This is a genomic window from Psychrobacillus sp. L3 (assembly GCF_042945595.1).
GTDB lineage: Bacteria > Bacillota > Bacilli > Bacillales_A > Planococcaceae > Psychrobacillus.
This window is the reverse complement of the sequence record NZ_CP168493.1, coordinates 264,508-290,888: the sequence shown is the minus strand read 5'-3', so window position 1 is coordinate 290,888 and position 26,381 is coordinate 264,508. Positions and strand designations below refer to the sequence as shown.

Genomic DNA, 26,381 nt, shown 5'->3' with positions numbered 1-26,381 from the left:
ACCGTTTCAACGAAGGAAAAAGGGTATGCGTCATGGAATAAGTATAGTATACGAAAAGGAGCTGAACACATATGTCATCGTCCGATTTAAAGTCCCAGATTGAAGCGCTTCAAAATGAAATTCTTGAGAAGAAGGAAAAACTTACGGAGCTAAGAATGTCCGTACCAGAAAGAGTTGTTCATAACTATGAATTCACTACATCCACTCATCAACACACTACCTTACGAGAGTTGTTTGGCAACAAGAATGAACTAATTGTTGTTCATAATATGGGAAAAGGTTGTTCTTACTGTACAATGTGGGCGGATGGTATTAACGGTGTATTTCATCATTTAATTGCTAAAGCTGGCTTCGTTTTAGCTTCTCCAGATACACCCGAAGTGCAAGAGGATTTTGCTGCAAGTCGAAAATGGCGGTTTCCGATGATTTCAACTAAAGAGAGTACTTTTACAGAAGATATGGGCTTCCAAAGTGGGAAGCATCACCATCCTGGCGTGTCCACTTTCCGTAAAGATAACGAAGGTAATATTTATCTAATTGCACAAGCACCATTTGGACCTGGCGACGATTTTTGTTTGACTTGGCCACTATTCGATTTGCTGCCATCCGGTTCAAATGATGTCGTTGCTAAACAGAATATAAACAGTCACTCCCTATTCCAATTAACAAATAATATTGCAGTAGGTGTTACCGATTATCCTAATGCCGTTGAATTCTATGAGAATATTTTAGGAATGAAAAAGGAACAAACTTTGGAGAAGGAAACGAAGTTCTCAATGAGTGGTACAAACTTCTTCATTGATGAAAGCTCGGAAAACAATACATTTTTTGAATTTGCAGTAGAGGATTTTGAAATGGCTATGAATCTTCTAATAGAAAATAATTGTGTAATTACGAAGAAGTACGCAGAAAAGAGCGTGATGATTGCAGATCCATATGGATTGATGTTTCATCTGTTTGAAATAGCAAAGTGAATATTCATTGGGTTGCAGGGGCATAATTTAATCTATAACATGGTGGTATTAAACAAAAAAGCATGTTCATCATTTAACCAGAAAAGGTTTTTTGTGACATGCTTTATGATTATTATTATTTCAAGCTATATAGTAAATCGGGATACTCTATGTTGTAATTCTTCCGCTAGATTAGCTAAGGATACAGCTGCCGCAGTGACTTCCTCCATTGATGCTAATTGTTCCTCGGATGCGGCACCTACTGAATTGGAGCTATCTGAAGTTACCTTAGCAACAGTGGACATTTCTTTTGCATTAACAGATACTTGTGTCACTTTAACTTTAATATCATTTGAAATAGTTGAAATGTTGCCTACTTGCTCTTTTACTTGTTCTACGGCTACGAGAATATCATTAAATGTGATTTGCGTGTCATAAGTAATATTTAGTCCAGAGCGAACACGATCCTTTACGTCATTGATCGATGCAACTGTTTTTTTCGTATCACTTTCAATTTCTGTAGCTATACTTGTAATGCCTATAACAGAATGTCTAGTTTGTTCTGCAAGCTTTCTAACTTCATCTGCTACAACTGCAAATCCTTTTCCAGCTTCTCCAGCTCTTGCAGCTTCTATTGCTGCATTTAGTGCTAGTAAATTTGTTTGTTCTGCAACGTCTGTGATTAACTTTAATACATGAACTATTTCTTTCGTACGGTCGTTTAGAGTGACAAGTGCATGGTCAGTATTTTCTACAGATTCATTTATTAGATTCATCTGCTCTACAGTATCTTTAACAAAGTTAGAACCTTGTTGAGTCTTTTCATTTGTCGAATGGGTTAGCTGTAATGCTAATTCTGCTTTTTCCGCTATTTGAGAGATAGCATATGAGCTTTCTTCTGCTGATTGTGCTGACTTATCCGACATAGAAGTTTGTAATTCTGCTCCTTCTGATACTAATTGAATGGAGGAAGAAATTAATTCAGTACCCTTCATCGTTTCATCTGCACTTGCCATCAACTCTTCAGCTGAAGCCGCAACTTGATTGGAGCTATCAGAAACATGTGTAATAACATCTCTTAAATTAATCGTCATTTGTCCAAAGGCATTTTGTAAGGCAGCCACTTCATCGCGCGTATGTACTTTTACATGACTTACCAATAAGTTTCCATTTGCAATTTCTTCTGCATTTTTTGTGATTTTTCTTATTGGTTGAACAATCCGATTGGTGAAGAAGAAAACGAGTATAATACTTCCTACTAAAAGTAGTAAGTCTAAAATAATGGAAATAGATACAATTCCATTGATCTTAGTTTGTAAATCTGCTTGCATAGTCGCATATTGTGTCGTGATATTTCTTTTCATCTCAATAACGTCGTTAGTTAAACCTTTAGTTCGTAGAGACTGACGCTTAATTTCAGATTCATTTTGATCTTTTATTGCACTATTAGATTCATTTAATATTTCTTCGTATTTATGTGAGATTTGTTTAGATAATTCTTTTTGATCATTACCTGTTAAGGAAGGCGATAATTGATCGTAAATAGACTTAATAGATGCTAAATCTACCTCGATGTCGTTTTTATTGCTTTCCGAAAGATTTAATGAGTAAGCATTTAAAGATTTTTGAAGGCTTTTTGATGAACTATTTAGTTCTTCTACTGTAACTAAAGATTGGACAATCTCTTCAGTTGAAGATTTTAAAGCTGATAACTGAATAATATTGTAGCCAATAATACAGGCAGATAACAATAAAGGGATAATCGAAATCATTAATATCTTTTGTTTAAGTTTCATTTGTCTATCATCTCACTTCCTACTCATTTACAGTAATGGATCCATTTGAAATATCTTCTTTTAGCTTTTCGAGTTTGTTTTTTTCCGCTGACGAAAGTTCAATAATGCGTATAGGAGCTATATCTACACCAGCTTCTTTTATACCTAATTCATAATCCTTTTTTGAAATCTTTCCTGTTTCAGCCCATTCTTTTACGGCATTAAATATAGCAACATCGACTTGTTTTAACATAGAAGAAACTACTGCTTTTTCGGCTAAATAAAACTGATCGCTATCTACACCAAATGAATATATTCCAGCTCGTTGCGATTCTAGTATGGCACCTACTCCAGTATATCCTGCAGCCGGATAGATAAAATCTACTTTAGATAAAATCATCTCATTCGCTATACTTTCACCTAATTTTTCGTCACCGAAGCTTCCTGCATACTTAGAAAGTACTTGCGCTTCTGGATTAACTTCTTTTACACCTTTTATAAAACCAGTTTCAAACTTTTTGATAATCGGGTTGTCTATTCCACCAACGAATCCAACGACATTACTACTAGTTTTCATGCCTGCTATTGCTCCTATTAAATAGGATGCCTCGTCTTCCTTGAACGTTACATTAATGACGTTTGGTAATTCCGACTTAGCATCGATTAGCAAGAAAGTACTATTTGGATATTTTTTTGCAACCGCTTCAAGTGCATCATGTATAGCAAAACCTAACCCAATTATTAGATCATTTTTTTCCGCTACAAGCTGTTCTAGTCCTTCTTCATAGGTTTTGGTATCTTTAATTTCTCGGTAATCGAAAGAAATATTTAATTCGTCTCTAGCTTTTTCAAGTCCAGTAAATCCTAAATCAGAAAAAGACTGATCTCCTAATCCCGCTTCGGAAAGCATTATTCCTATCTTAATTTTTGGGGTATCTGGGTTTTCATTATCATTAGAACATGCAGATAGTACTGATGCAAAGATCAATATTATACAAATGATAAAATGTTTGCGCATATAACCATTCCTAACTGTTTAGTGTTGTCACAAGATTTCTATCGTCTTGATGATTAAGTTATTAATAGTAAGTGTAATACACGAAATTATAAGATATTTTTGGGAACTGTCACCATTTTTGTAAAAATGACAATCCATTCTTTTCGAGTAGGTATCTCATTTTAATACACTAGATCGAAGGAATTTGGAAAGGGTTAACCCCTCCCCCGGGTTTGAACTGCACATCCCCTACACCTTTAACGAGAGAACGAAAGCCGAGGGAAGTGACCGTGTCACATTCCTCGGCTTTTTTTCTTTTCGGTAATCCTGTGGCTGATGTTTGTCCGTTTCTCCCCATTCTAGGATGTGCTCCCTCACTGTAATCGTTCTTGAAGCTATACATATATATTCCTCCATTCATTAAATATCGTTATTGCTTATTAGATATCGCATCAAGTGGATTAATAATATTGAAATCCAGAGTGGTTAGGCAACATTGAAAGGTACCCTGAACTAAAAATATGAACTATCTATCGATAGATATACAGGGTAAACCAAAAAAATACACCACTTATCATCAAGTGGTGTACGCATAATGCAATAGGATATAAAAGCCTATTCCATCTCTTTTACACTGTCTGAAGTTTATACTTCATAACTTCAGGCGGAATGGGTGATACATAGTCTTCACCATTTCGCTGCTCAATTAATTCTACCTTCGCTTTTTCAAGGACATCAGGGTTAAGAAGGGCTTCAATTGCAGTTGCTGCCATGACTTTACCAGCATGAAGCATTCCTTTATGAGCAACTGAGGTTTTTCCAGTTGAAACCACCTGCCAAGTATGAAGCGGTGTTCCGACTGGTTCACACGCTACCAAACATTGTACGGTAGGGACAATCCAACTCACGTCGCCGACATCGGTTGTACCTGGCAACATCCCATTTGACGGAATAAATGGATCAATGACGTCTGCTAAATCTTTTCCTTCTAGTTGTTTATTGGCCTTAATATCTTCTCTCTTATCTGCCTCAGATAAAGTTGCTCGAATAGCTTTCGCAAATTGGACTTCCTTTTCATCATACTGAGGAACGCCTAAAGCGACAAAATTATCATGCATGACTTTTTCTAATGTATTATTTGGCAATATATCAGCGGCAGCAGAAGCAAATTCTATTTCTAATTGTGTTCCGGTCATAAGAGCAGCGCCTCTTGCAACATCGCAAATACGTTGATAGATTTCTTCTGTTTGAGATACACGTGGTGCACGAATAAAATATAATACATCTGCCTTTTCTTGAACGACATTTGGTGAAAATCCGCCTGAATTGGTTATGGCGTAATGAACCCTTGCTTCAGGAATAATATGTTCCCGTAAATAGTTTACACCCACATTCATTAGTTCAACTGCATCAAGCGCGCTTCTTCCAAGATATGGACTAGCAGCGGCATGAGCACTTTTTCCTCTGAATCTATAGGAAACTTCATAACAAGCAAGAGATGACATGGACCAAACGGCATTTCGAGACCATGGGTGCCAGCATACGGCAAAATCTACATCATCAAATAGGCCCTCTCTTACCATAAAGGTTTTTCCGCTTCCAATTTCTTCTCCGGGACATCCGTAGTATCGAACCGTTCCTTCTAGGTTGTTTTCTTCTAAGTAATAACGGATCGCAATTGCAGCTGCTAATGCACCTGTACCAAGTAAATTATGTCCACAGCCATGCCCATTGCCATTTGTTATTACTGGATTATACTCAGTTTCTCCACCAACTTGGCTTAGACCAGTCAAGGCATCAAATTCACCTAATATAGCAATAATCGGTTTACCTGTCCCAAAGCTGCCTATAAAGGCGGTATCGATATTTCCTACACCTTTTTCAACTGTAAAACCTTCTTCTTCTAAAGTTTTACATAATAATTCTGCTGATTGAAATTCTTCGAAGCCTGTTTCAGCATAATCCCAAATTTGATCACTCACAGAAATCAATTTTTGACGTTTCTCTTCAATAATTTTTGATAGAGCATCACGATAATCCAATTCATTCACCTCATTAGAAAATTATTATTTATTTAACTTCATTCACAAGAAGTCTCTTACCTATTATTAAAACGGACCATAATTAATAGCTTGAGCAATGATCAAAAAGATTACAACAACCACAACCTGAATAAGAACATATGGCAATATCCATTTTGCCCATTTGGAATAAGGAATACCCATCATTCCAAGAGCTGCGAGTAGCACCCCACCTGTAGGAATAATTAAATTAGAAACTCCACCACCCATTACAGTAGCAAACGCAGCTGTTTGTCTCGTTACACCGACTAAATCTGCTAACGGTGCCATAATAGGCATAACTAAGGATGCATGTCCGCTTCCAGATGGAACAAGGAAATGGATGAAGAAATTAACAACCGCCATTCCTACGGCTGTAACGCTAGGCGGTAGGCCGTCAAGTAAACCAGAGGCAGTATGTAATATGGTGTCTAATAATTGGCCGGATTTAAGAACAACAAGGATTGTATTCGCAACACCAATTATCATGGCACCTGGAATCATCTCAGAACAACCTTTTAAAAATGCATCTGTAATTTCATTTCCAGAAAGTTTTCCAATAAGCGCCATAACAATGGCACCTAGTAAGAAAACTCCTACGATTTCACTGATATACCATTCAAGACTAATAACACCATAGATAAGGGCAATAAAGCAGCCTAAAAAGACTAAAAGAGAAATCGCATGCCTTTTACTCAACTTGTAATTATTTTCAAACTTAATGCTTTCGTTTATGTTGAACTTTCCGTACTCGGCTAATTCCGGATTTTTTTCTATCTTATTAACATGTCTCCAAATGTAGACAACTGACAAAATATAAAAAACAACGTAAATCGCGATACGTAAACCAATTCCTGAGTACATAGGAAGTTCAGCTACTGTTTGGGCAACACCAATTGTAAAAGGATTCGTAATTCCTGATGTAAATCCAGCGCCTAGCATCCCTAGAAAAACAATTGCCATACCTGTTAACGCATCAAAACCTAATGCAATAGCCATCGGAGCAATGATGGCAATATAGACCAAGGAGTCTTCAGCCGATCCAATTAGAGTACCAAGTAATGAAAAAAGTAACACCATAACTGGAATAATCATTTTTTTTCTTGCACCAAATTTTTGCACAGTAAATTTAATTAAAGCATCAATGGAACCTGTAGCTTGCATAATCCCAAGTGCACCGCCAAATAGTAAAACAAATAGGATAATCGGAGCGCCGTTTACCATACCTTGGTGAAAAGAATTAAACATGTCTAATAATCCTACAGGCGTTTTTTCTACGAATTCAAATTTTGTAGGGTCAATGATGGTTCTGCCATTTTCCTCATGTCTCTCGTATTGGCCAGCAGGAATTACATAGGTTAATAGAGTAATAACGGTAATGATTAAAAACATCAAAACATAGGCACTTAACCCGCCTTTTTTCTTTTTTTTCTTTTCAGTGCTTTCTTCTATCTTTAATGGTTTGGCAGTACTCAAATTTAACACTCCTTTATCGTTTATGTAAAAAGCAACCTGTCCTACTATGAATTAACTCTTTAAACAATCTGAGTTGTAATCATCCTTTCAACTAAAATTAAATTCAGGAAATATTTAAACTTGTCAACGCTTTCATTTTAACCTAATTATTGATTACTGATATTCCAATAAGGAATATTCAATATTACTATTTTAAATATTCTGGTTAATAATTCTATTAAAACAATTCAATTATTGCTATATAATTATTTTATCTAATATATCGCTTTAGAAATAAACAGGAAAGGTTGTTACCTAATGGAGATTCGACACCTTCAGACATTCCAAATCGTAGTAGAAGAACAAAATCTAATACAAGCAGCTATGCGTCTCAATTACTCGCAACCTACTGTTACAAAACATATACAACAGTTGGAAGATGAGATTGGCTTACCTCTTTTTGAGAAAGTGGACAATCGAAAAAAACTAACTAAATCTGGTGAAATTCTATATGAGCATGCAAAAAATATTTTAAGTGAACTGTTTACTCTACAAAGGAAAATGGAGGAATCTAAAGGGGAAAAACAAATCATTCGTGTTTGTGGATTAGATGAATATTGTGCCCGCTTTTTTCTGCCACAAATAGTAAGTTTCCAAAAAAAGAACCAAAATGTTCTGATAGAAGTTTATTCTATCAATAGTAGTGATGATGCACTGAAAAAGGTAATTCTTAATGAGGTGGATTTTGCTATTATTAATGGAAGACCTTTAAACTCCGATATTTCCTATCAATGCATTGATTATGTCAACTTGGTGCTATTCGCTTCGAGTGAAGTGGCTAATGACCCTTCTAAAATAGAAAATTACCTAGCAAAATTTCCCGTTTTGGTTGATCTTAGGGCTCCTTTTATTAAATTTGAAATATTAAAAAACGGAACGCATTTTCCAAACATTATTCACTGTAATAGTGATGAAGCGATTAAAAATGGAGTTCTCAAAAATCCATATCTTGGAGTCATAGGGACAGGCAGAATTAAAGAAGAAATCGAATCAGGAACTGTCACTATTTTGGAAACATATTCTTCAAACGTTCCAGTCAAACTCATTGCACTAACAAAAAACCTAAGTAACCCGATTTTTCAAGACTTTTATGCTTTGATTAGTGAGGCATATAGTTCGTGAGGCAAGAATTAGATAGCAAAACCTGTGGATTGAAACCTGATAACTGCTGACGGATGACCTGGATTTTATGTGAGGGCGATGAAAACGGACTTTCTTATTAGTTTTAATTGTTTCTCAAACAAGAATAGGCAACTTTTCGTTCAATTTTGAACGAAAGTTGCCTATTCCTTTACTTATTTTTACTCTTTTTCTTTTAAGAGTGTTAGAATCCGTTTGAGATTAAACGCAAACATTGCTTTGGTTCCCGGCATCAAACACTAATAATAACGCCGTGCACCATATTCTTTCTTTATCCTTGATATTTTATAAATTTGATTGCTTACTGGCATTGCTTTAAAACGATTATAAAACATCGGGAGGACGAGACCCACATAATCATCTAAAAATTTGTTTTCCATCCTTTCTTCTATTAGTACCCTATACTTCACCAAAGCACTTACAATCAGCTTTTCATTTGGTTCTGACATACTAATTGTCTCTATATGTTGGATCATTCGTGTCTTAGACCGCAAAATCTTTTCTACTTTTTTTTCATAGTCTTTCGTATTTTTTACTTCCACTAGCATATTTACTACCGTTATTACTTCAATCATTTGTAATCCTCCATGCGCGAATACCTAATCTCGTAACTAATGGTAGCATATCATTTTAAGGTACCAGGCTCTAATACAATTCGAAATTGTTTTAGAACTTAGTTCCCTAATAAAAAGTACCAGGTTCTTATACAATTCAGAATTGAATTTATAAGATGCATTCTTCATAAAGTCCAAACTTGAAAAACAACCAATTCAAACGTATACTTGAAGTAACATCTGAGTACAATAAAAAAGACCACTTGATGTTTGTGCATCAAATGGCCAAATATAATAGACAGTTCCCTCAAGGGGATTGGCTAGTGGATTAGGATTAACCCATCTGAGCTCGAACTCAAGGATGGGTTATTTTTTATGGTTAAATGACAGAATTATCACGACTAATGTTGCAAAAGCAATTGCGAACATCAATGCTTCGAATACTGACACAGGCCTCCCCCCTTTCAAATGGGAGTGAGCCAACCACCCTTGAGCTACCTATCTATTATGTTTAAATTATACCATACATACGTTCTATTTCATCATTTCTAATTGGAATGTTTAATAAATTCTTCTAATATACGAGTATATATCTCCGGCTGAGTTACATGGACTAAATGTCCGGCAAAAGGAACAATTGCAATATGCACATTTTTATTTACTTCATTGAAAGGTACAGGCTCTAATACAATTAATTCGAAAATGTTTTAGAACCTGGTACCATACACTTCTACAGCTCACATATTATTCGTTTTTTTAAATAGTGTGTTAATATATTCATTATTGTTAATATACTCAAATAAAAAGGAGAAATAACGATGCCAAAACAGTTTTGGATTAACTTGCCGGTAAAAGACATCAATAAATCAAAAGAGTTTTATAGCAAGGTTGGACTTTTAGTTAATGAGCAACACGGCATTAGCGGTCAAGCACAATTAATCATCGGAGATAATAATGCTACTGTCATGCTTTTTCCAGAATCTACATTCAAAAGCTTTACCAATCATGAAATTGTTGATACAAAGCAAGCTACAGAAGTACTGCTATCCGTTGATGCCGACAGCAAAGAAGAAGTGGATGAAATTGCTAAAAATGCAGTAGAGGCTGGGGGTACAATATATGGAGAGCCTTCAGAAAGTCAAGGATGGATGTACGGCTGTGGTTTTACTGATTTGGATGGTCATCGATGGAATGTGTTGTATATGGATATGAGCAAAATGCCGAAGGGCTGAGATGGATTATAAGCTAACAGGTGTGTTTGTGTTTTAGAAGAGTTGTTGCGGCAATCTTTTTTCTTAATATACTCCCTGGAAGTCTAGTGGAAGAATTGAATAATAAAAGATAGGCTCAGAGCCATAAACTCTGAGCTTATCTTTTACGTGGGGAATATGGGAACGGTTCTCGTGTTCCCTTTTACTATTTACGTGCATGTTGTGGACGGTTTTTAAAATCTTTTTCAATGTCTTTTTTCCAAGCTCGATCTAATTTTTTCCCTATACGAAACGATGTGACAACTTCACTCAGTGCTTGGAAATTTAGCTGGGTTCCTTCTACGTCCGCTTGATATTCTACGGCATCATTGATAGGTACGCTATTTTCACAGCTCACATTACCTTAACTTAGTGTATGCGCGCCTTTCCGCATATAAGGAACATTCTGCACAAAGTTTCACTTTTTTGCCTGTAGAATCTTTATATTCGATGGAAAGCTTTCTTTTCCTTGTAGTGAAATACGGTGTTGTTTCTAGCGCTTTGAAAAAGTGTAATTTGCTCCACTGCTTTAGAGGGTCGTTGGTTTAAACTCATCCTTTCACGTTATAACTCGGATATATCAGCTCAATCATACGCTTAAAAATATACACTTCATTTTCTCTAATCAACGCCATCTGCATGATTTCTTTAAAATCCTCACTGATAAACCAAAGTTCCCCAAGCTTAGGTTGCATTTCTAATACATAGTTTCCAAATGCAAAAGATTCAATCTTGTTCGCTTGATCTATATATCGGGTATCCAAATTCACTTGAACATCATTGGAAATACGATTAACTATTTTCCAAAGAATAAATTCTTCCTCAGACTTTGAATGTAAATCTACGAGCATATTGGCTTGGAAAAAATAATTGGTATAAACTGTCGTATGATTATTTATTTGATAACCGTTCCCTTCAATAACTTTCTGTTGCCAATTACTTACTTTGAAGTGAATGTGCTCTGCTTCAATATCAACCCTCACTACCTCAGCAAAATAGCTTATTTGCCTATGCGCTTCTTCGTAAATAGCGATAAATCGAATGCGTTGCCATCCGGCTTGTAAGTCAGCAACTCGCATTTTATATATGCGCTCCATTAATAGCGATTGCATTTGCTCATTATTAATGACACAAATGAGTACATGATCAGTTGAATACAAATCGATAGGTTCCAGTGTACCTTTAGGTAATATCCCCTCTTGCTGGAGTTGCTCAGGACTTTTATTCAATAAACTATCGATAAACTGATCTACTAGAGTCGTCGCATTCGGCAAAAACGGTAAGGCTCCGATATTGACGCTTTCTATACTACGATAGAGTGGATGTTGCTCATATTCTCTCTCCTCGTGCCAAGGGAATAACACATAAGCACCGAATGCAGTGCGTTCATAGCGACCGTCCGAATTTACTACAATAGAATCACGGTATCGATGCATCGTATTAATATCCTCTTGCATCGGTCCTGGCACACTGTAAGTTTCAAGATCTAGTCGATATTTAGCATCAAAAATATACTGATATTGATAGTCTTTACCCTTCTTTCCAATACTCAGCATTGAGTCAGGCTTTTGTTGTACAGTCGGCACACGATTACTCGTTGTATCAAATTGATATTTCAGCGTAATTTCTTCCCCTGTAACAGGATGAACATACTTTCTTTCAGCTGTTCGTGACTTATCTAAATTAACAAATAGACCTTCTGTATTCACTTTTACTATGTCTTGACTCACTTGCCTACATTTCTTCGCTAATAATTGGCCTAGCTTTAAAAATGTCCAGTATTCATATAAGGTCGCAATATCTTTAATAGACATTTTATAAATTTCGCCCTGCAACACAATACTTTTGCTAATTGTCGTGTACACTTGTAGCACATCTCGATATCCAGGTGCCAGTTGCAAAACAAGGCTCATCACAGAACGATCAAGTTTCCCTATTTTTCGCCAAAATGCATTCTTCTGTCGTTTTTCAGTTTGTTCAATCATTAAATCTAATTTACTGAGCAGTTCGTTATCTGCCTTGCTATAGCCCCACATATAAGCAGTTTCTATCACCCGCTTTAAATCTTTCAAGCGGGTAACTATACGTAGCATTGTCCATTTCACATAACGATTTTCATGGGTATCAGCCGTATGCTCTTTTTTCATCAGTAGCCCTTTAGTTGGCATAACTGTTCTGCCATCAATAGAGATACCATTCGGTACATCCACAAACTTCCCAGCATTTTTACGTAAGTAAGCTAAAGACTTTTGATCTTGCCTTCTTAATTGATTGCCTCGCACTTCTACGTAGTTCTTAATTAATTGATGATGCGAAACTTTCTCCACTCGATCAATTGAACGTAAATACTGCTCAAAATGAAGATCAATTAATCTATAAAACTCCGCGAGTGAAGGCTCCTTATAAATTTTCGCACTACCTTGCAAATACGTTCGCTTTATAAAATGATAGGCTAAATTATATATCTCCTCATTCACTTCATCCAACAATGCTTTGTAATCTCTTTTATAATCTAGCTTCGTCGGAAAAATTTCTAACACAACATCTACTAACCGACGATTATGATTCCCTCGAATCTCAAAAGAAGTTAACCCTACTTCATTTCGAAAATGCAATGTACCTGTTAATATGTCTCTTCTTGAGATTTTACTAACCGCTTCACGGAAATCCGGATATTCATGATAAAATGTTAGCTGCTCATCTGTCTTAGGTAAAATAATGACTTCATAACGTCCATTTTCAAAGAATATAGGGACAAATTGTTGTTCTGCATAGGGTAGCATCTTCCCCGTCAACACATCATATACGTGTACATCCTCTATATTCTCTCCACGACACTGAAATTGCATATAGTTTTCTACTTTAAAAGACATATGTTGCTGCAACTTATTATATTGGGAATGCTCAGCAGACCCCTTAATAATACATGTTAAATCAGCCGTTTCGATGACCACCAACTCTTTGTCTTTAGGAGATCCAGAAAGACGTGAAGCCATCCTTATGATACCTCCTTAACATTTCTGCAACTTTTTTTGCACTGCGAGGGTATTCTCTAGATTCTTGAACATTGTCAGCATCGTAAGGTACACCTGTCATATAGGTAAATAAATTCTCTAACAATTGATCAATTCGCCCATCACTACCTGTAATTCGCGGTAAAATCTTTTGCATCACACAAAAATCAAATGCTTCGTGTTCCTCTAATAATTCTGCATTTTCGTTATGTACCATATAAAAACAAATCTCATCCCGCACACGATAACCAACGTGCGCATTAATTGATTCCAAATACTTATTAATATTCGCTAATTTTTGCGACACTTTTTCCACTAAAGGCTTTTGCGTCATCCAAACATCTTTTAGTGAAATAAAACTTGACTTTAGCTGCTCATTTGAAATCCGTTGCGCTTTCACCTCTTCACGAATCTCTAAGAAATCAAAACGATCTAGACAAATATCATTAAACTCAATCGTATTTGCACGATCCAGCACCTTTTTACTAAAAGGATGAGTTGTTTCATCCATATTCACCGTACCAATAATATAAAGGTTTTCAGGCAACTTTATCTCACGACCCGTATACTTCCCATCTAAAAGTTGCGAAGAAGTTATCTTGTCGCCATCTCTTTTACGGCTTTCCATCACACTTAATACATCACTAAAATAATATTCTACCCGTGCTAAATTCATCTCATCTAGAAGAACAAAATGTGGCAAGTTTGGGTGATCCATCGCATGCTCAACCATCTCTGTCATTGGACCTCTCTGAAATTCACCTTTCAAATCTACATAACCTAATAATTCTGAACTGTCACTCCAGTCCGGTCTCACAGGTATTAACTTAAACTGCCCATTGTCCTCCATCGCTCCAATACTCTCAGCGAATAACTGCACTATTTTTGTCTTCCCGGTGCCGGAGATACCAGAGATGATAACGAATGGTTTGCTGCGTAAGGATAAGTAGAGATTTTTGATGTTTGATAGGGAGTAGTTAAATCCTTTAGATGTTATGAAAGAATGGATGTGATCAATTAAATCAACGTCACCCACCGTTTCTATCAATACTACTTCGTCTTCAGAAGGAATCTCTACATATTCTTTTATATCTAGTAGAGTCTTTAGACTTGTATATTTTATAGGATTTCCACTTCCTCTATGTATAGTATGAACATCAAGAGAAATTAACTGTTTTCTTATTTCTTCCGATGCTAGTTTCCCTTCTAATATGAATCGCTTTTCTTTTCCCGGTTCTGGATCCGATCTAAAACCTGTTAATTCATAAACCTGAATAATAATATTGTTATAAATAGAACAATAATATTTAATATCCCGTGTTGGTGTTTTTTCTAAACTAACAACCCAACTTTCACTTGTTACTTTGTATAAGTCTTCTGGTGAAATGTCTTCATAATAACTTTGATTAATTTTAATTAGAACTACATCATCAATATTAACCATATTCTTATCACTTCTTTCTTCTGAAATAAGAAATTTTTTATAATGATTCAATGCAGCACTATACATTTGATTTCCTCGTCGGTTTTTCTCAATAAAGCCATTACAGGACATAACTCTATTAATCAATTCAGGATCACTTAGTGAGTATATATCTACTCTATCTAGACCCCAGTTTATCATCTCGTTAGACACTATATTTATAGCATCGAAGTATTTTTTCCTTGTTATTTCTTTATTTTTTAAATTTTCATTCATCCAATTTTTAAACTTTTCCCTATTTATTTTAAGACACCTCTTTTCAAATATTTCTTATTTATGAATAACAACCTTTACTCTTTACTGTCCCAGTCATAACTTGCGATTTTAACGATTTATCCCTAAAAACAATGAGATCCGGAATAAGGCATGTACACACGTTTCACTATCCAGTTGAATGCAAATTCTTCATAACATATTATTTAAAATAACCAATTTTAGAGTCAATTAACAAACTTCTATCCAAATATAGATTCCAAAATTCGCATGATGTTTCAGGAATATGAGAACAGTTATAGCATGCTGCACCATTCAATCCATTAACCCCCTGCCCCTGAGTCTTGCCTAATTCTGTACATACAGGATCGGAGCTACACCATTCTGCATTATTTTTCGCCTTATCCAAAATATGAAAGAACTTTCCTTCCAATCCTAATCTTACAAGTCCACCTAAAGTTCCTTCTGAATCGCCTGCCGAAATGTAAATTAATACACCCGTCTGAGCTTCATCTAAATATAATCTTTCTCTAATTGAAGCACGATTATATCCACATACATTCGCTAATTCATCAATCAAAAAATGGGATAGTGTGTGTAGCATAATATTACGTGGTTTTAAGATAGAATCGTCTCGATGTTCTACATGCCCAGTTCTTTTTAGATAGCTAGTAAAATATTTTTGAACTTCTGGAGAGGATTCCCATTCCATCACTTTTTCTAGATTAAGTTGAAGAAAGATACCTTCTCCATATACTTCATTTACAGGCAACCATTTTTCATGCGCGCTTTCGAAATCCTTATACAAAGAAGGATAGTAGTTACTATATTCAATGGTATTGGTATTTTTATAATCTTTTCTATCGAACCCATACAAAGCAGTTGTTTCTTTCAGTTTTAGCACCCTTGATAAACGCTGTAAATATGGTTTATAGTAATTACTTTTAACATCTTCATCCTTGTCAAACTCCCATTCAGGTTCAACTTTTAATTCCCTAGAATTAACCGCTGACGTGAGTTTTTCAAACTCTTTTTCTTTAATTAACAAACCTGGTTTTTCAAGCTCTTCCTCTGTAAACTCATATTCATCACCTGATTGAATATACATTAAAGCATCTTGAATTTCTTGATCCGTTACTTCCTCCTTAAGTTCAAATCTTAGATTTTCACGAATAAATTTAATCTTATTTTCAAGGCTATCTAATAAACTTAGATTTGTACGGACCAGGTGTTTAGCGGGCGATTGTATTTTAGAAACGATCAAGTCAATATTTTCACTATAATCGCCTGGTATTGCTAACGCACTAATTTTCTTGGACATATAAACACTAATTGAATTTCTTAGAATTGCAACTGGAGCTGCTGAACATTCTTCTTTTTTATCATCACACCATGGTCGTTCACCTTCACAAGTGTACTTCCCCGCCTTATCCTTATTAAGTTGATCACCTAAATAACTAGTATTATTATCTTTATCAAAAGAAGTGACCCTTTGAAGATCCCTACTTTTTTTACATTTTTCGCAAACAATTCTCCAAGAATCTAATGTTGTACCCCCACTCATTTGAATAACTAAATTACCTTCACATTTAGTTTCTTCATTGCCGTGAACCCACTTACGCCATGGAAAATCCGACAAATGCCCATGTTCACAAATTACTATGAAAGGAACTTGCTTATAATATCTTTTTTGATTACATTTAGGGCAATCTAAATAGACAGATGTTTGGTCTAACTCTAATTCTCGTAAAGATCGACAAGAACTACAATAATGCCATTTAGGAAAACGCATTAATGGCATTACAAGGTTACTATTTGGAACAACTTCCATTGAATTAGTTGAACCCTTTCTAAATTCAGGTGGCGTATAAAATTTATCTACTTTTAATATCGCTTTTAAACGAGGCTCATGTACTGCAAATTCTTCAATGTTTTTGGCTTTATTTCCAAAGCTATCCTTAAACCATAAATCTAATGCGCCTACGACTGCTGTTTCACCTTCTGGGCTAATTACTAAAGAGCCTGGGCCTTCAGTTCCTACCAACTTCGAACGTCTCATTGGTAAATATCGCATTTAGTCATCATCCTCCCAGACAAATTCAACTTCTTCTTTATCGAGCGATACGATAGATGCGCGACTCTCAGCATCAACACTTCTCAAAGAGTTTATGACAGGGATACTTCCCTGATATTTCTCCCCATCATTTAAATTTCCAGCTTGAAACATTAACCCTCGTTCCGTATCAGAAACTCTCCATGTTTCATAACGACCATTTAATACGGCATCCATAAACGTCTTAAATAATTCCTTCCAAATATCAACCTGGTCTTTATCAATTAGCTTTACTCGCTTTTTAAATCTTTTACGAAATGCTATGAAACGTTCATCTTTCATTACACGTTCCAGTTCTCGACTTGTAGGATATAATGCCATTTGCATATCCATTCGTTGACGTAAGAAGCCTATTAATACCGCTGTTAATCCACGCTCTAAAGAAGCTGTTGAAAATGGTGTTAAACTTGTCGTTTCTACTTGTGCATAAAGCCTTTGATGATATTCATTAAAATGTTCAAAATGCGATTTATCACGTGAGTTTTGATTAGAATAAACGGTTACAATTAAACCCGGTCTTTCATGAGGGCGTCTACCTACGCGACCACTTACTTGAATATATTGAGCTGTCATTTTAGGTTGCCCTACGATTCCCATTAATGATAAACGATCAATATCTACTCCTACTTCAATAATATTAGAAGCTAAACATGATGTAAGTGACTTTGTACGCCCTTTACTATCTTTTTGCGTATAAGGAACATTTAAATCATCGATGGTTTTTGAAATTTCATTACTTTGTTTTCGAGAGGTTAATTCTAATGGAGCATATAAAAATCTTTTTTTATCTTTAGCTATTCCTTCTCTTTTATTTAAAGCATCAATGTAAGTTGGAATGTCACTGTTAAATAAGTTCAAACCCGCACCTAAATCTCTCAAGCTATTATAGAAAGAAAGCAATGTCCAGAACGGATCTCGTTCTTCTTCTGGTATACTCTCTACCTTTTGTAAAATCGCTGAATAAGTCATAACCTGGGCCATTAAAATACGGACACGCGATGTGAAAACACCAATATATTTTCTACCAGGCGTAGGTTTACCATTTTTACCTACAGCCACCTTTGAGAAAAAAGAGTCGTCAATATCTATACCGGGACTAGGGAAAAGTCGTGCATCTTCTCGTCCGAATAAGCATTTAGCTTGCTCTTCAAACTCCTTAATAGTTGCTGTTGCTGAAATAATTTTTGGTTTTATCGGTACTTCTCCACGATCATCGATACACAATTCTTCAATTAACACTTCATACAATCCTGCAAGCGTTCCAAGAGGTCCTGAAATTAAATGTAATTCATCTTGAATAATAATTTGTGGAGGAGAAATAGAACGTTCTCCTAAATCATTTAATCCAAATAAGCCTCTTGCTTCCGGTTTCCATGTTAGCTGAACAAATTTATCGATGGTCCCAATTAAGAAAGTCGGCTTTTTTTCATAAATGGTTTCATCTACAAAATAAACTGGTATTTCATTATGAAAATCACATTTTTCATCTGGACATCGGACGTTTAATTGCTCGTTTACTCGTTTAAATCCAAGAGGAGCAGTCTCATTATATTTGGAGCCTTTACCTTTAACTGCTACTTTACCAATCTCACAACCACACCAAGGGCATCTTGTGATAACTAAATTATCCGGCCCTTGAGGTTTTTGCATTTGTTTAACTTGTGACAAAGCTATCTTGTTTGTATTAGGCGAAGTTTTAGACCCTACCCAAATACCAATAGAATAAGGTGTTTCACCAAGACTTTTCTCACAATCACGGCGAATAAATTCCATAGCGCAAATTAATCTTGAGGCACGTTGGAATTGATCAGCAGTTAATAAACGTAACGTATAACGCATCATTATATCTACACCTGCATCATTTGGATCTAATAAACGACGATAAAACATTTGAAAAGCTGCAACGCCTAAATATGCCTCCGTTTTACCTCCACCTGTAGGGAACCAAATCAAATCAACAGTTTGACGATCAATTGAATCTTTTTCGACTAATGATTGAATAGATAATAAGAAAAAGGCAATTTGAAAAGCACGCCAGCTGTTATCACAATCAGATAAATTCTGCATAGCTTTCATTACATCGTTATAAGGTCGATCAATAATCAACTCCATAGCCTTACTAGTATCACCTTTATCATAATAGGCTTTACGTGGCATTTTCCCGTTAAGTTGTTGAAGTAAAATCGCTTTGTTTGCTAACTTAAACGCTAGAAATACTTTAGAATCCTTTAGTAATTCTAACCCTTTCTCCATACGACGAAGACTATCTTTACAAAAGTCTAAATTTGTTTCAGCAGCTTCTTTTAACTCTGTTTTCAAGGCCAATTCTATTGTTTCTAGTTCTTGATCTTTAATCCATTTCTTATATCCAAATACTAAAGGTTGTAAAATACCTTGTAACTCTTGGTAGTTTTGTACATCCATTAATTCGCGCATTTCAATTTTTAATACTACTTCTTCACCATCAACATTCACTGAAATATCTGGTGTCATACTTTCTGTTTCATAAACTGGAATAAATGTAGAATATAGCTCACTAATTTTTTCAGCATTTTGATCCCATTTAACTGAACAACCATGTCCAAATGCATAATTAAACTTATTTTTAAATAACAATTCATTATTCCATTCGTCTTTTGTTAGACCTAAATTACGTTTCGAAATCTTGGGATAATTTAAAAAATCACCGAAATCCGCCGAGATATTTAATTGTGACTGAAATACCGTATATTCGTCCTTGTTATATCTAAGAGGTGGTTCTGTAATATTCAATACCGTTACCGTAAAAAGAATATATTCATCTTTGATTCGACATTGAATATGTAATTTCAACTTAATTTTTTCAATTTTAACCTTTGCCGCATCAAATACATCCAACTCGTATTCTTTTAAACTAATTTTCTTGCTCGGATCAAATTCTGAAATTGGAATAGTTACATCACCAAAAATAGAAGTACGGAGCCACCAGTCCTCTTTAAAATCATAGTGTGTTTCCTTTCCAGTTTTTTTATCTTTAGCGTGTATGTCCGTATAAATTCGATGTTTTTCATAGACACCACCGGTAAACTTGATCTTGAACTTTTCGGCATCTTTCGCCAGACAAAACGTAACGCCCATACTAGAAGGCATGGAATCTTTTTGCTGAACTTTAGGCGCGATATCCTCTAATCCTGTATCTTCAACTATGTCATCTTGATTGTCTAACTTATCAATCTCATCATAAAATCCAGCCTGTTTTTCATCAATTTTCTTATCAGCTACCATTTCATCACTTTCAACTTCTATTTCTTCCGCCTGAAGTTGAATTGGATAAAGAATGCCAGCAGCATATCTACGAGATGGGCTATCTCTTTGAATCACTTCTTCTTTCAAAGTAGCTGAAAACCAATGATAATTTGTATTTAAGTCATCAAAATTATCGAATTTTGTATTACCCGTTGTATTTAACAACTTTGTGGTATTATTGACATCACTTGGACCTACTATTTCTTTTTCTATTGCATTTATTAGTATTTCTCGATTCTCTAAAGCCCGTTCTAACTTAATTTCCATATACTAACACCTCATCTCTTAATAATCTTTAATGCCTCATTTTCTGGAATAGAATAGGTTTCTTTTGAGATTTTTTTAATTTCCTCAATGTTAAAGGTTGCACCTTCAAATTCCTTTGATTCAAAGGTATAAAACCCGTTTTCATCTATTAAACTCTCTAGATTTTCATCCAGTTCATTCATTAAAATCTGTGAAATTTGGTGCCCTGCAGAAATATGAGCACTAACAATTTCATTTGTTGACTTAATTATTTCTTGCTTCTCTTTCAAATCAAAATTAAAAGCCTCTAATAGCTCATTTAAACAGCTAGGTCTAATAGAGTAACTACTTATCCAGTTTTTAATATTATTTTCCTTAGCTACTTCAATTCCATATCGTTTTTTTAGAATCCTGGAAACTGTTTCAATTCCTTTACGTTCTACATTAAATCGTAATTTTTTCTTCCATTTCTCTACATTCCCTCGATATTCGCCTGCATTAGCCCCCATAATTTTATCTGCTACTTCTCGAACTAACCCCGAGGCGTTTTGAGTCCTAAACACTAATAAATCACCTATAGATAGCTCTCGAACTTTTTCTTGCGTTATCTTTAAAGATTCTCGGTCAATGACATTCACTTTTTGTCTAAGTGGTAGAAAAATGTAGTAATTGTATGAAATAGTTGCTAATTTCACTTCCACTTTCTCTGCTAAAGCATCATTAGCAGCATTCTCGAACTGACTGATTATAGCTTCTTCTAATTCTTTTTCGTTTTTCATTAAAAACGCCTCTCTATAATCAATGCCTATAAAGCCTTTCTCTAGATTCACGTTCTTATATATTGTATTAATCGAATAATTCTGACTAATTAAGTTAGAAAAAGATTTTCTTTTAATTAAATGATTTTCGAAGCATGAATAACCTAGAAAGATTGTGTTTTTACCATAAAAGATTTCCGAGAACTTCCGATCAAAATAACTAGATGTCCCTAGAAAAAATACATGATCAGCATAAATCCCAGCTTCAACAAAATCTTTATCGCGCATTACCTTTACTTTCCATCCACTAATTTCTATATATTCATCTATTATCTTCTGCTTGGTCAGAAGATATGTATTATCACTAGTAATATCATTGCGAATTTGCATTCTATTTAAAGTATCTATATATGCATTATGGTCCTGTTTTCTTAAATACTTTATTAGTTCTATTATTGGTTCTATATTTTTTTTAAATAAATCTGCATAAATAGCTTTTTTAGTAAATGAAAAATATTTTACAATTGACTCATTATTTTCTTTAAAAAAGGTACTATAGTTATTAATTGAACCAACTACCTTCCTACATCCCTTAATAAATCTATCTGTTTCCTCTATCAATAATTCGTCATATTCATAATAAGTTTTTACAGAGGTTTTTAAATTTTTTAAGGCATGCATTAATTGTCCTATCCGATCCTCCTCAACTTTTATAAATTTTACATTCGTTACCGAAGAAAACAGTTCATTTGCTAAACCTATATTAGCTCTGCGATAGCCAGGCAAACATTTCCACACCTTTCGGAATTTCAACATTTTTTTCATCCATATATTCTAATATTTCTTTATTAACTGAATGACTTTGACCCATGAGAAAATCTTGCTCAATTTTAAACTGAAGATCTTCAAATTTTTCATTTGAATCATGTTGATCTATAATAAACACACATTTATATTCATCAAAATTGTCCATTTTTCTAAGTGCGCGGCTACTTCCAACAAAGACTGCTATTGCTTCTTTCGGAATTGTTACTGAATGATTCTGTTCAATAAATGCAAGGTTTTTAAAGGTACTTTCTGAACCATCAAATAGTAATTCACTTAATTTAAATAAATCTCCATTAATATTCAATTGAATAACATTTATAAAATCATTCCACTCTTTTTTATTTGCATATACATACGTTTGCGGTGTATTCTGCATCATTAATATTCGAAGTTTTTCCTCCGAATAAAGCCTTTTCAACTTATCATCATCATTAATGTTATATACATTTCTGACAAGTCTAGTATTACGCACTGTAGTTATCTCGTCATAATAGATTCTTACATAATTAAACCATCTTGTTTCCGGTATATAATTAATAGAGTTTAGTCGATCCTTTACTACTATAGCTCTTGTATCTGAGTTAGGCAGTTGGCTTACTTCTAGAACAGAATGGGCTACCCAATCATCTCCTGTTTTATAAAGAATTCTTTGCCCTTTTTTTAAATCAAGATATTGATCAAATAGTGCTTCTTTTGATGGATTATTAAAGTCATAATCTATACAACCTAATACAAAAAAATACGAGAACATTAAATTAGAAGGTACTGATACATATATTTTTATTGGTTGATCAGCATGTTTAACATAATTAGCTAATTCGATACTAAAATTCATCCATTCTTCTAAAGCTCTCAAGTTTCCATCGATATGTATATAATTAAGATTTTGTGTTAGCAAATAATTCACATCCATACCCATTTATTAAATAATTATTCAGTGTAATTCACTATTTAGCTCAAAAACTTATTAAAACCAATTTCAAACATCCACCTTATACTCACAAACCAATTTCACAGATGACCAACCATGTTGTTTTCCTTTACCTGATTTTACTCGAAGGGAGAGTTCTTCTTGTTTCTCATTCCAACGTAAAGTAGTTTGGATGGTTGATGGTGTTTTTTGGTATACCTCTACCTCTCCATTAATAACGTCATGTTCTAATATAAGACTTTTATCTTTTACATAATTAGTGATAATAGTTGTTGCTGTTCCGCGTATTGCTATAAGTCCTTTTTTCAGATTCTTTTGCTTTGCTGTTTGTAAACTTTCTCCCAATGCTTCTGATATCACTTCTAGGCTTTGTCGATATGTAAGTTGCTTTTGATTAAATTTGACTTTCACTTCATCCGTAACTGGCGTTAGAGAACCTATATTAAAATATTGAGGACCTAATATCGATCCTGCTCCTGGATTTTTGACAGTAATTTTAGCATTGCTTTTAGATATGGCTTTTAATGATAGATCTTCCTCTACATATCGCTTTTCCACTTTTAAAATGATTTTCATATCGCTCGTGTCCAAACGATCCTTTAGATAGCTATCTGCCACTAGTTGAATACTTTCTATATGGTAATCTTGGTATTTCCCTTGTAAATATTCATCTATTTTCTCCACTGCTTTTTTAGAAGATTGTTGGATATTTAATAAGGTTTTACTAGATATATAAGGAGAGTAAGATTCCAGCATTACTTGAAATTCTTTTTCGTCTATTTGATGAATTTTTGGATCTATCTTTAAAGTTCTGTAATATATCATTGCTTCATTACATTTACCAACTGCATTGCTATCGTCTTTTTTGTTTATTTGCTCATGCTTTTCAAGCAATCCCTCAAATAGTTTGATTGACCTCAAATTCTTCTGCACTATACCATCTTCAGCCGGGAAATATTCATAACTTGTTGCTAACTTAATAGATGATGTTGGACCACTTTCAAATTTAAATCTAATTGTAAGTGCTTCTGTACCAGATCGAATACCAATTGTGTCATTTCCTTTTTTGTAGATATGTATTCCTTGCCCTATATTTATATTTGACTTCCATTTTTCAACACCAAAACATTTGTTCTCTTCAGTGTACCTTGTTATAATATTAGTAGTATCGAACATCATTAATTCTTTAAATGCATTTTCAATCCCTATAGACCCATTATTAAATTCGTCTTTCATTAATTGAAAACAATATTCTCTTAAACTAAAAAGGAAACTTCTACGAAATGGATTAATCTCGGCTTCAAACTTGGGATAACAAGCTAGAACTTTCTTCTTTAATTCTGGTATTCTGTCATAGACATTTCGGTGGCCTCTAAAATCCATGATGCTTTGCAAATAAAGTTCGTACTCTTTATTAAAATATGCATTGAAATTTTCCTGCAAATTTTGTGAAATAAAGTAGTTTTCCAGAAAACTTTTTGCACCTAAATTTTTGGGCTGTATTGCTGCGGTACGTTTTATATAAAATAAATTTAATTTAGCCTTGTCTTTATTATGTAAGGTCAAAAGGAGATCAGGATTGAAGTCAGGCTTATCTGTTTCGAATTTATTGTTAACAGATCTTATAGTCGGATACAATCCAACTATGAACTTTACCGTTTCTTGGACAGGTACACTATAGCTTTCCATTGAATCAGAATTTAAATAATGTTTTAATGCATTATACACATCTAATACATGACTTTTACCTATTTCATTTGGTTTACTCACATAATTCCCTCCCATTACCAATTATTTTATCGTAGTTAATAGAAATTTCATACAATTTAATTCGGTGGCCTTTTCTATGGATACGTGTTAAAATAAATATTAAACATCGGAGGTTCGTAACATGAAAATTGCAGAGCGAGGCAGAGCGAAGTTTCGTCCCCTAAAAGAGTATGATGAAAAGCAAATTAAAGATTTATTAATAGATAAAATTTATCAAGAGCATGCAAATTCTCAAACCTTATCAGATCAGGACTTTTCCGATACTTTTTGTCGCAAAACGTATAAACTCAATTTAGTCAGTTTATTTTCGGGTTGTGGTGGTCTAGATCTTGGATTTGAATTAGCTGGTCTTGACGCGATACTTGGAAAAGGAAAAACCGATCAATTAGTATTGTCACGGAATAGTTTTTTTGAGAATCGACATGAAAGCCTATTTCATACAATTTATTCCATTGATATGTTTAAGGAAGCTAACCAATCCTATAAATTAAATTTCCCGGAAACAGTGGTACAACAAGAAATGGATATTAGAAAAGTAAAGGATTTCCCGAATTGCGACATCATATTAGGAGGTTTCCCGTGCCCAGGCTTTAGTGAGGCTGGTCCACGTTTAATTGATGACGAACGAAACTTTCTTTATATCCATTTTATTCGTTCACTTATAAAGACAAAACCAAGTTTCTTTATTGCCGAGAACGTAAAAGGCATGCTCACGCTGGGCAAGGGCGAAGTTATTAAACAAATTATTCAAGACTTTGAATCAGCAGGTTACAAAGTTAAATTTAAGCTAGTCAATGCACGCGATTTCGGTGTTCCTCAAATTCGCGAACGTGTGTTTATCGTAGGTGTACGAGAAGATATTGATTTTGACTATCAGTTTCCAGATCCTACTCACGGAAACGGGAAGAGCCAACAACCTTTTGTCACTTTACATGATGTTATCGGTGATTTGGAAAATGATCCAGGCGAATGTTATGAAGGAAGCTATTCACCTATCTACCTTTCTCGAAATCGTAAAAAAACATGGGATGAGCAAAGTTTTACCATTCAAGCTTCAGGAAGACAAGCACCATTACATCCGGGTGGTGAAGCTATGAAAAAAACAGGTACCGATCAATGGATATTACCTGGTGGTGAGAATATGCATAGACGCCTTTCAGTTAAAGAGATTGCCCGCATTCAAACATTCCCAGACTGGTTCCAATTTTCCGAAGGCAACAACTTAAATATTAGTAAAAATGGTAGACTTGATAAAATATACAAACAAATTGGCAATGCGGTTCCTGTTGAACTAGCTCGAGCCATCGCTACTCCTATTGCTCAATGGAGTGTTAAAAACTTGAATAATATTATTGATAATCGCAGCACATCTCAACAATTAAGTCTATTTGATTAGATTAAAGTTTTAAAATCGAAAAGATAGAGTAAGGTTCATTAGGAATCCTTACTCTATCTTTTTTGGTTCATTTCACATCTCTACGTTTTGGCCATACGAC

General features: G+C 34.6%; 17 protein-coding genes. 4 read left to right on the top strand and 13 right to left on the bottom strand.

What is annotated here, in order from left to right:
• Positions 1-71 precede the first annotated feature (71 nt).
• Complete coding sequence (locus tag ACEPXD_RS01435) at positions 72-974, top strand: DUF899 family protein (protein ID WP_391119223.1); 903 nt, start codon at positions 72-74, stop codon at positions 972-974.
• A gap of 125 nt (positions 975-1,099) precedes the next feature.
• Here the strand turns inward: ACEPXD_RS01435 and ACEPXD_RS01430 are convergent, their stop codons facing one another.
• From ACEPXD_RS01430 to ACEPXD_RS01415, 4 genes are all read right to left on the bottom strand, one after another.
• A complete protein-coding gene (locus tag ACEPXD_RS01430) occupies positions 1,100-2,749 on the bottom strand; it encodes a methyl-accepting chemotaxis protein (RefSeq protein ID WP_391119221.1) in 1,650 nt (549 codons plus the stop codon).
• 19 nt (positions 2,750-2,768) lie between these two features.
• Complete coding sequence (locus tag ACEPXD_RS01425) at positions 2,769-3,746, bottom strand: BMP family lipoprotein (RefSeq protein ID WP_391119219.1); 978 nt, start codon at positions 3,744-3,746, stop codon at positions 2,769-2,771.
• A 608-nt stretch (positions 3,747-4,354) separates the two neighbouring features.
• Positions 4,355-5,767, bottom strand: a complete 1,413-nt coding sequence (locus tag ACEPXD_RS01420) for a M20 family metallopeptidase (RefSeq protein WP_391119217.1) — start codon at positions 5,765-5,767, stop codon at positions 4,355-4,357.
• 66 nt (positions 5,768-5,833) lie between these two features.
• Positions 5,834-7,261: a YfcC family protein gene (locus ACEPXD_RS01415; protein WP_391119215.1), complete on the bottom strand. Its 1,428-nt coding sequence runs from the start codon at positions 7,259-7,261 to the stop codon at positions 5,834-5,836.
• 297 nt (positions 7,262-7,558) lie between these two features.
• On the opposite strand from ACEPXD_RS01415, the gene ACEPXD_RS01410 reads away from it, so the two are divergent.
• Positions 7,559-8,422, top strand: a complete 864-nt coding sequence (locus ACEPXD_RS01410; protein ID WP_391119213.1) for a LysR family transcriptional regulator — start codon at positions 7,559-7,561, stop codon at positions 8,420-8,422.
• A gap of 257 nt (positions 8,423-8,679) precedes the next feature.
• On the opposite strand, the gene ACEPXD_RS01405 is transcribed toward ACEPXD_RS01410, so the two are convergent.
• Complete coding sequence (locus ACEPXD_RS01405) at positions 8,680-9,015, bottom strand: hypothetical protein (protein WP_391119210.1); 336 nt, start codon at positions 9,013-9,015, stop codon at positions 8,680-8,682.
• 797 nt (positions 9,016-9,812) lie between these two features.
• On the opposite strand from ACEPXD_RS01405, the gene ACEPXD_RS01400 reads away from it, so the two are divergent.
• Positions 9,813-10,226: a VOC family protein gene (locus ACEPXD_RS01400; RefSeq protein ID WP_391119208.1), complete on the top strand. Its 414-nt coding sequence runs from the start codon at positions 9,813-9,815 to the stop codon at positions 10,224-10,226.
• 184 nt (positions 10,227-10,410) lie between these two features.
• Here ACEPXD_RS01400 and ACEPXD_RS01395 read toward each other — a convergent pair whose 3' ends face one another.
• The 8 genes from ACEPXD_RS01395 to ACEPXD_RS01360 all read right to left on the bottom strand — a co-directional run bounded on the left by ACEPXD_RS01395 (position 10,411) and on the right by ACEPXD_RS01360 (position 24,885).
• Complete coding sequence (locus tag ACEPXD_RS01395) at positions 10,411-10,602, bottom strand: hypothetical protein (RefSeq protein ID WP_391119206.1); 192 nt, start codon at positions 10,600-10,602, stop codon at positions 10,411-10,413.
• Between the two features lie 193 nt (positions 10,603-10,795).
• Positions 10,796-13,240, bottom strand: a complete 2,445-nt coding sequence (locus ACEPXD_RS01390; protein ID WP_391119204.1) for a DUF2357 domain-containing protein — start codon at positions 13,238-13,240, stop codon at positions 10,796-10,798.
• A complete protein-coding gene (locus ACEPXD_RS01385; RefSeq protein ID WP_391119202.1) occupies positions 13,212-14,957 on the bottom strand; it encodes an McrB family protein in 1,746 nt (581 codons plus the stop codon). The genes ACEPXD_RS01390 and ACEPXD_RS01385 overlap by 29 nt, the downstream gene beginning before the upstream one ends.
• 199 nt (positions 14,958-15,156) lie before the next feature.
• Positions 15,157-17,028: a DrmB family protein gene (drmB, locus tag ACEPXD_RS01380; RefSeq protein WP_391119200.1), complete on the bottom strand. Its 1,872-nt coding sequence runs from the start codon at positions 17,026-17,028 to the stop codon at positions 15,157-15,159.
• Positions 17,029-20,619: a helicase-related protein gene (locus tag ACEPXD_RS01375; RefSeq protein ID WP_391119198.1), complete on the bottom strand. Its 3,591-nt coding sequence runs from the start codon at positions 20,617-20,619 to the stop codon at positions 17,029-17,031.
• An 11-nt stretch (positions 20,620-20,630) separates the two neighbouring features.
• Complete coding sequence (locus ACEPXD_RS01370; protein ID WP_391119196.1) at positions 20,631-22,142, bottom strand: hypothetical protein; 1,512 nt, start codon at positions 22,140-22,142, stop codon at positions 20,631-20,633.
• Positions 22,120-23,103 carry a hypothetical protein gene (locus ACEPXD_RS01365; protein ID WP_391119194.1) on the bottom strand — a complete coding sequence of 328 codons (984 nt, stop codon included), beginning with the start codon at positions 23,101-23,103 and terminating at the stop codon, positions 22,120-22,122. The genes ACEPXD_RS01370 and ACEPXD_RS01365 overlap by 23 nt, the downstream gene beginning before the upstream one ends.
• Before the next feature lie 60 nt (positions 23,104-23,163).
• Entirely contained in the window at positions 23,164-24,885 is a 1,722-nt protein-coding gene (locus tag ACEPXD_RS01360; protein ID WP_391119192.1) for a hypothetical protein, read from the bottom strand.
• A 121-nt stretch (positions 24,886-25,006) separates the two neighbouring features.
• Between ACEPXD_RS01360 and ACEPXD_RS01355 the strand changes: the two genes are divergently transcribed.
• Positions 25,007-26,281: a DNA cytosine methyltransferase gene (locus tag ACEPXD_RS01355; protein WP_391119190.1), complete on the top strand. Its 1,275-nt coding sequence runs from the start codon at positions 25,007-25,009 to the stop codon at positions 26,279-26,281.
• Positions 26,282-26,381 lie beyond the last annotated feature (100 nt).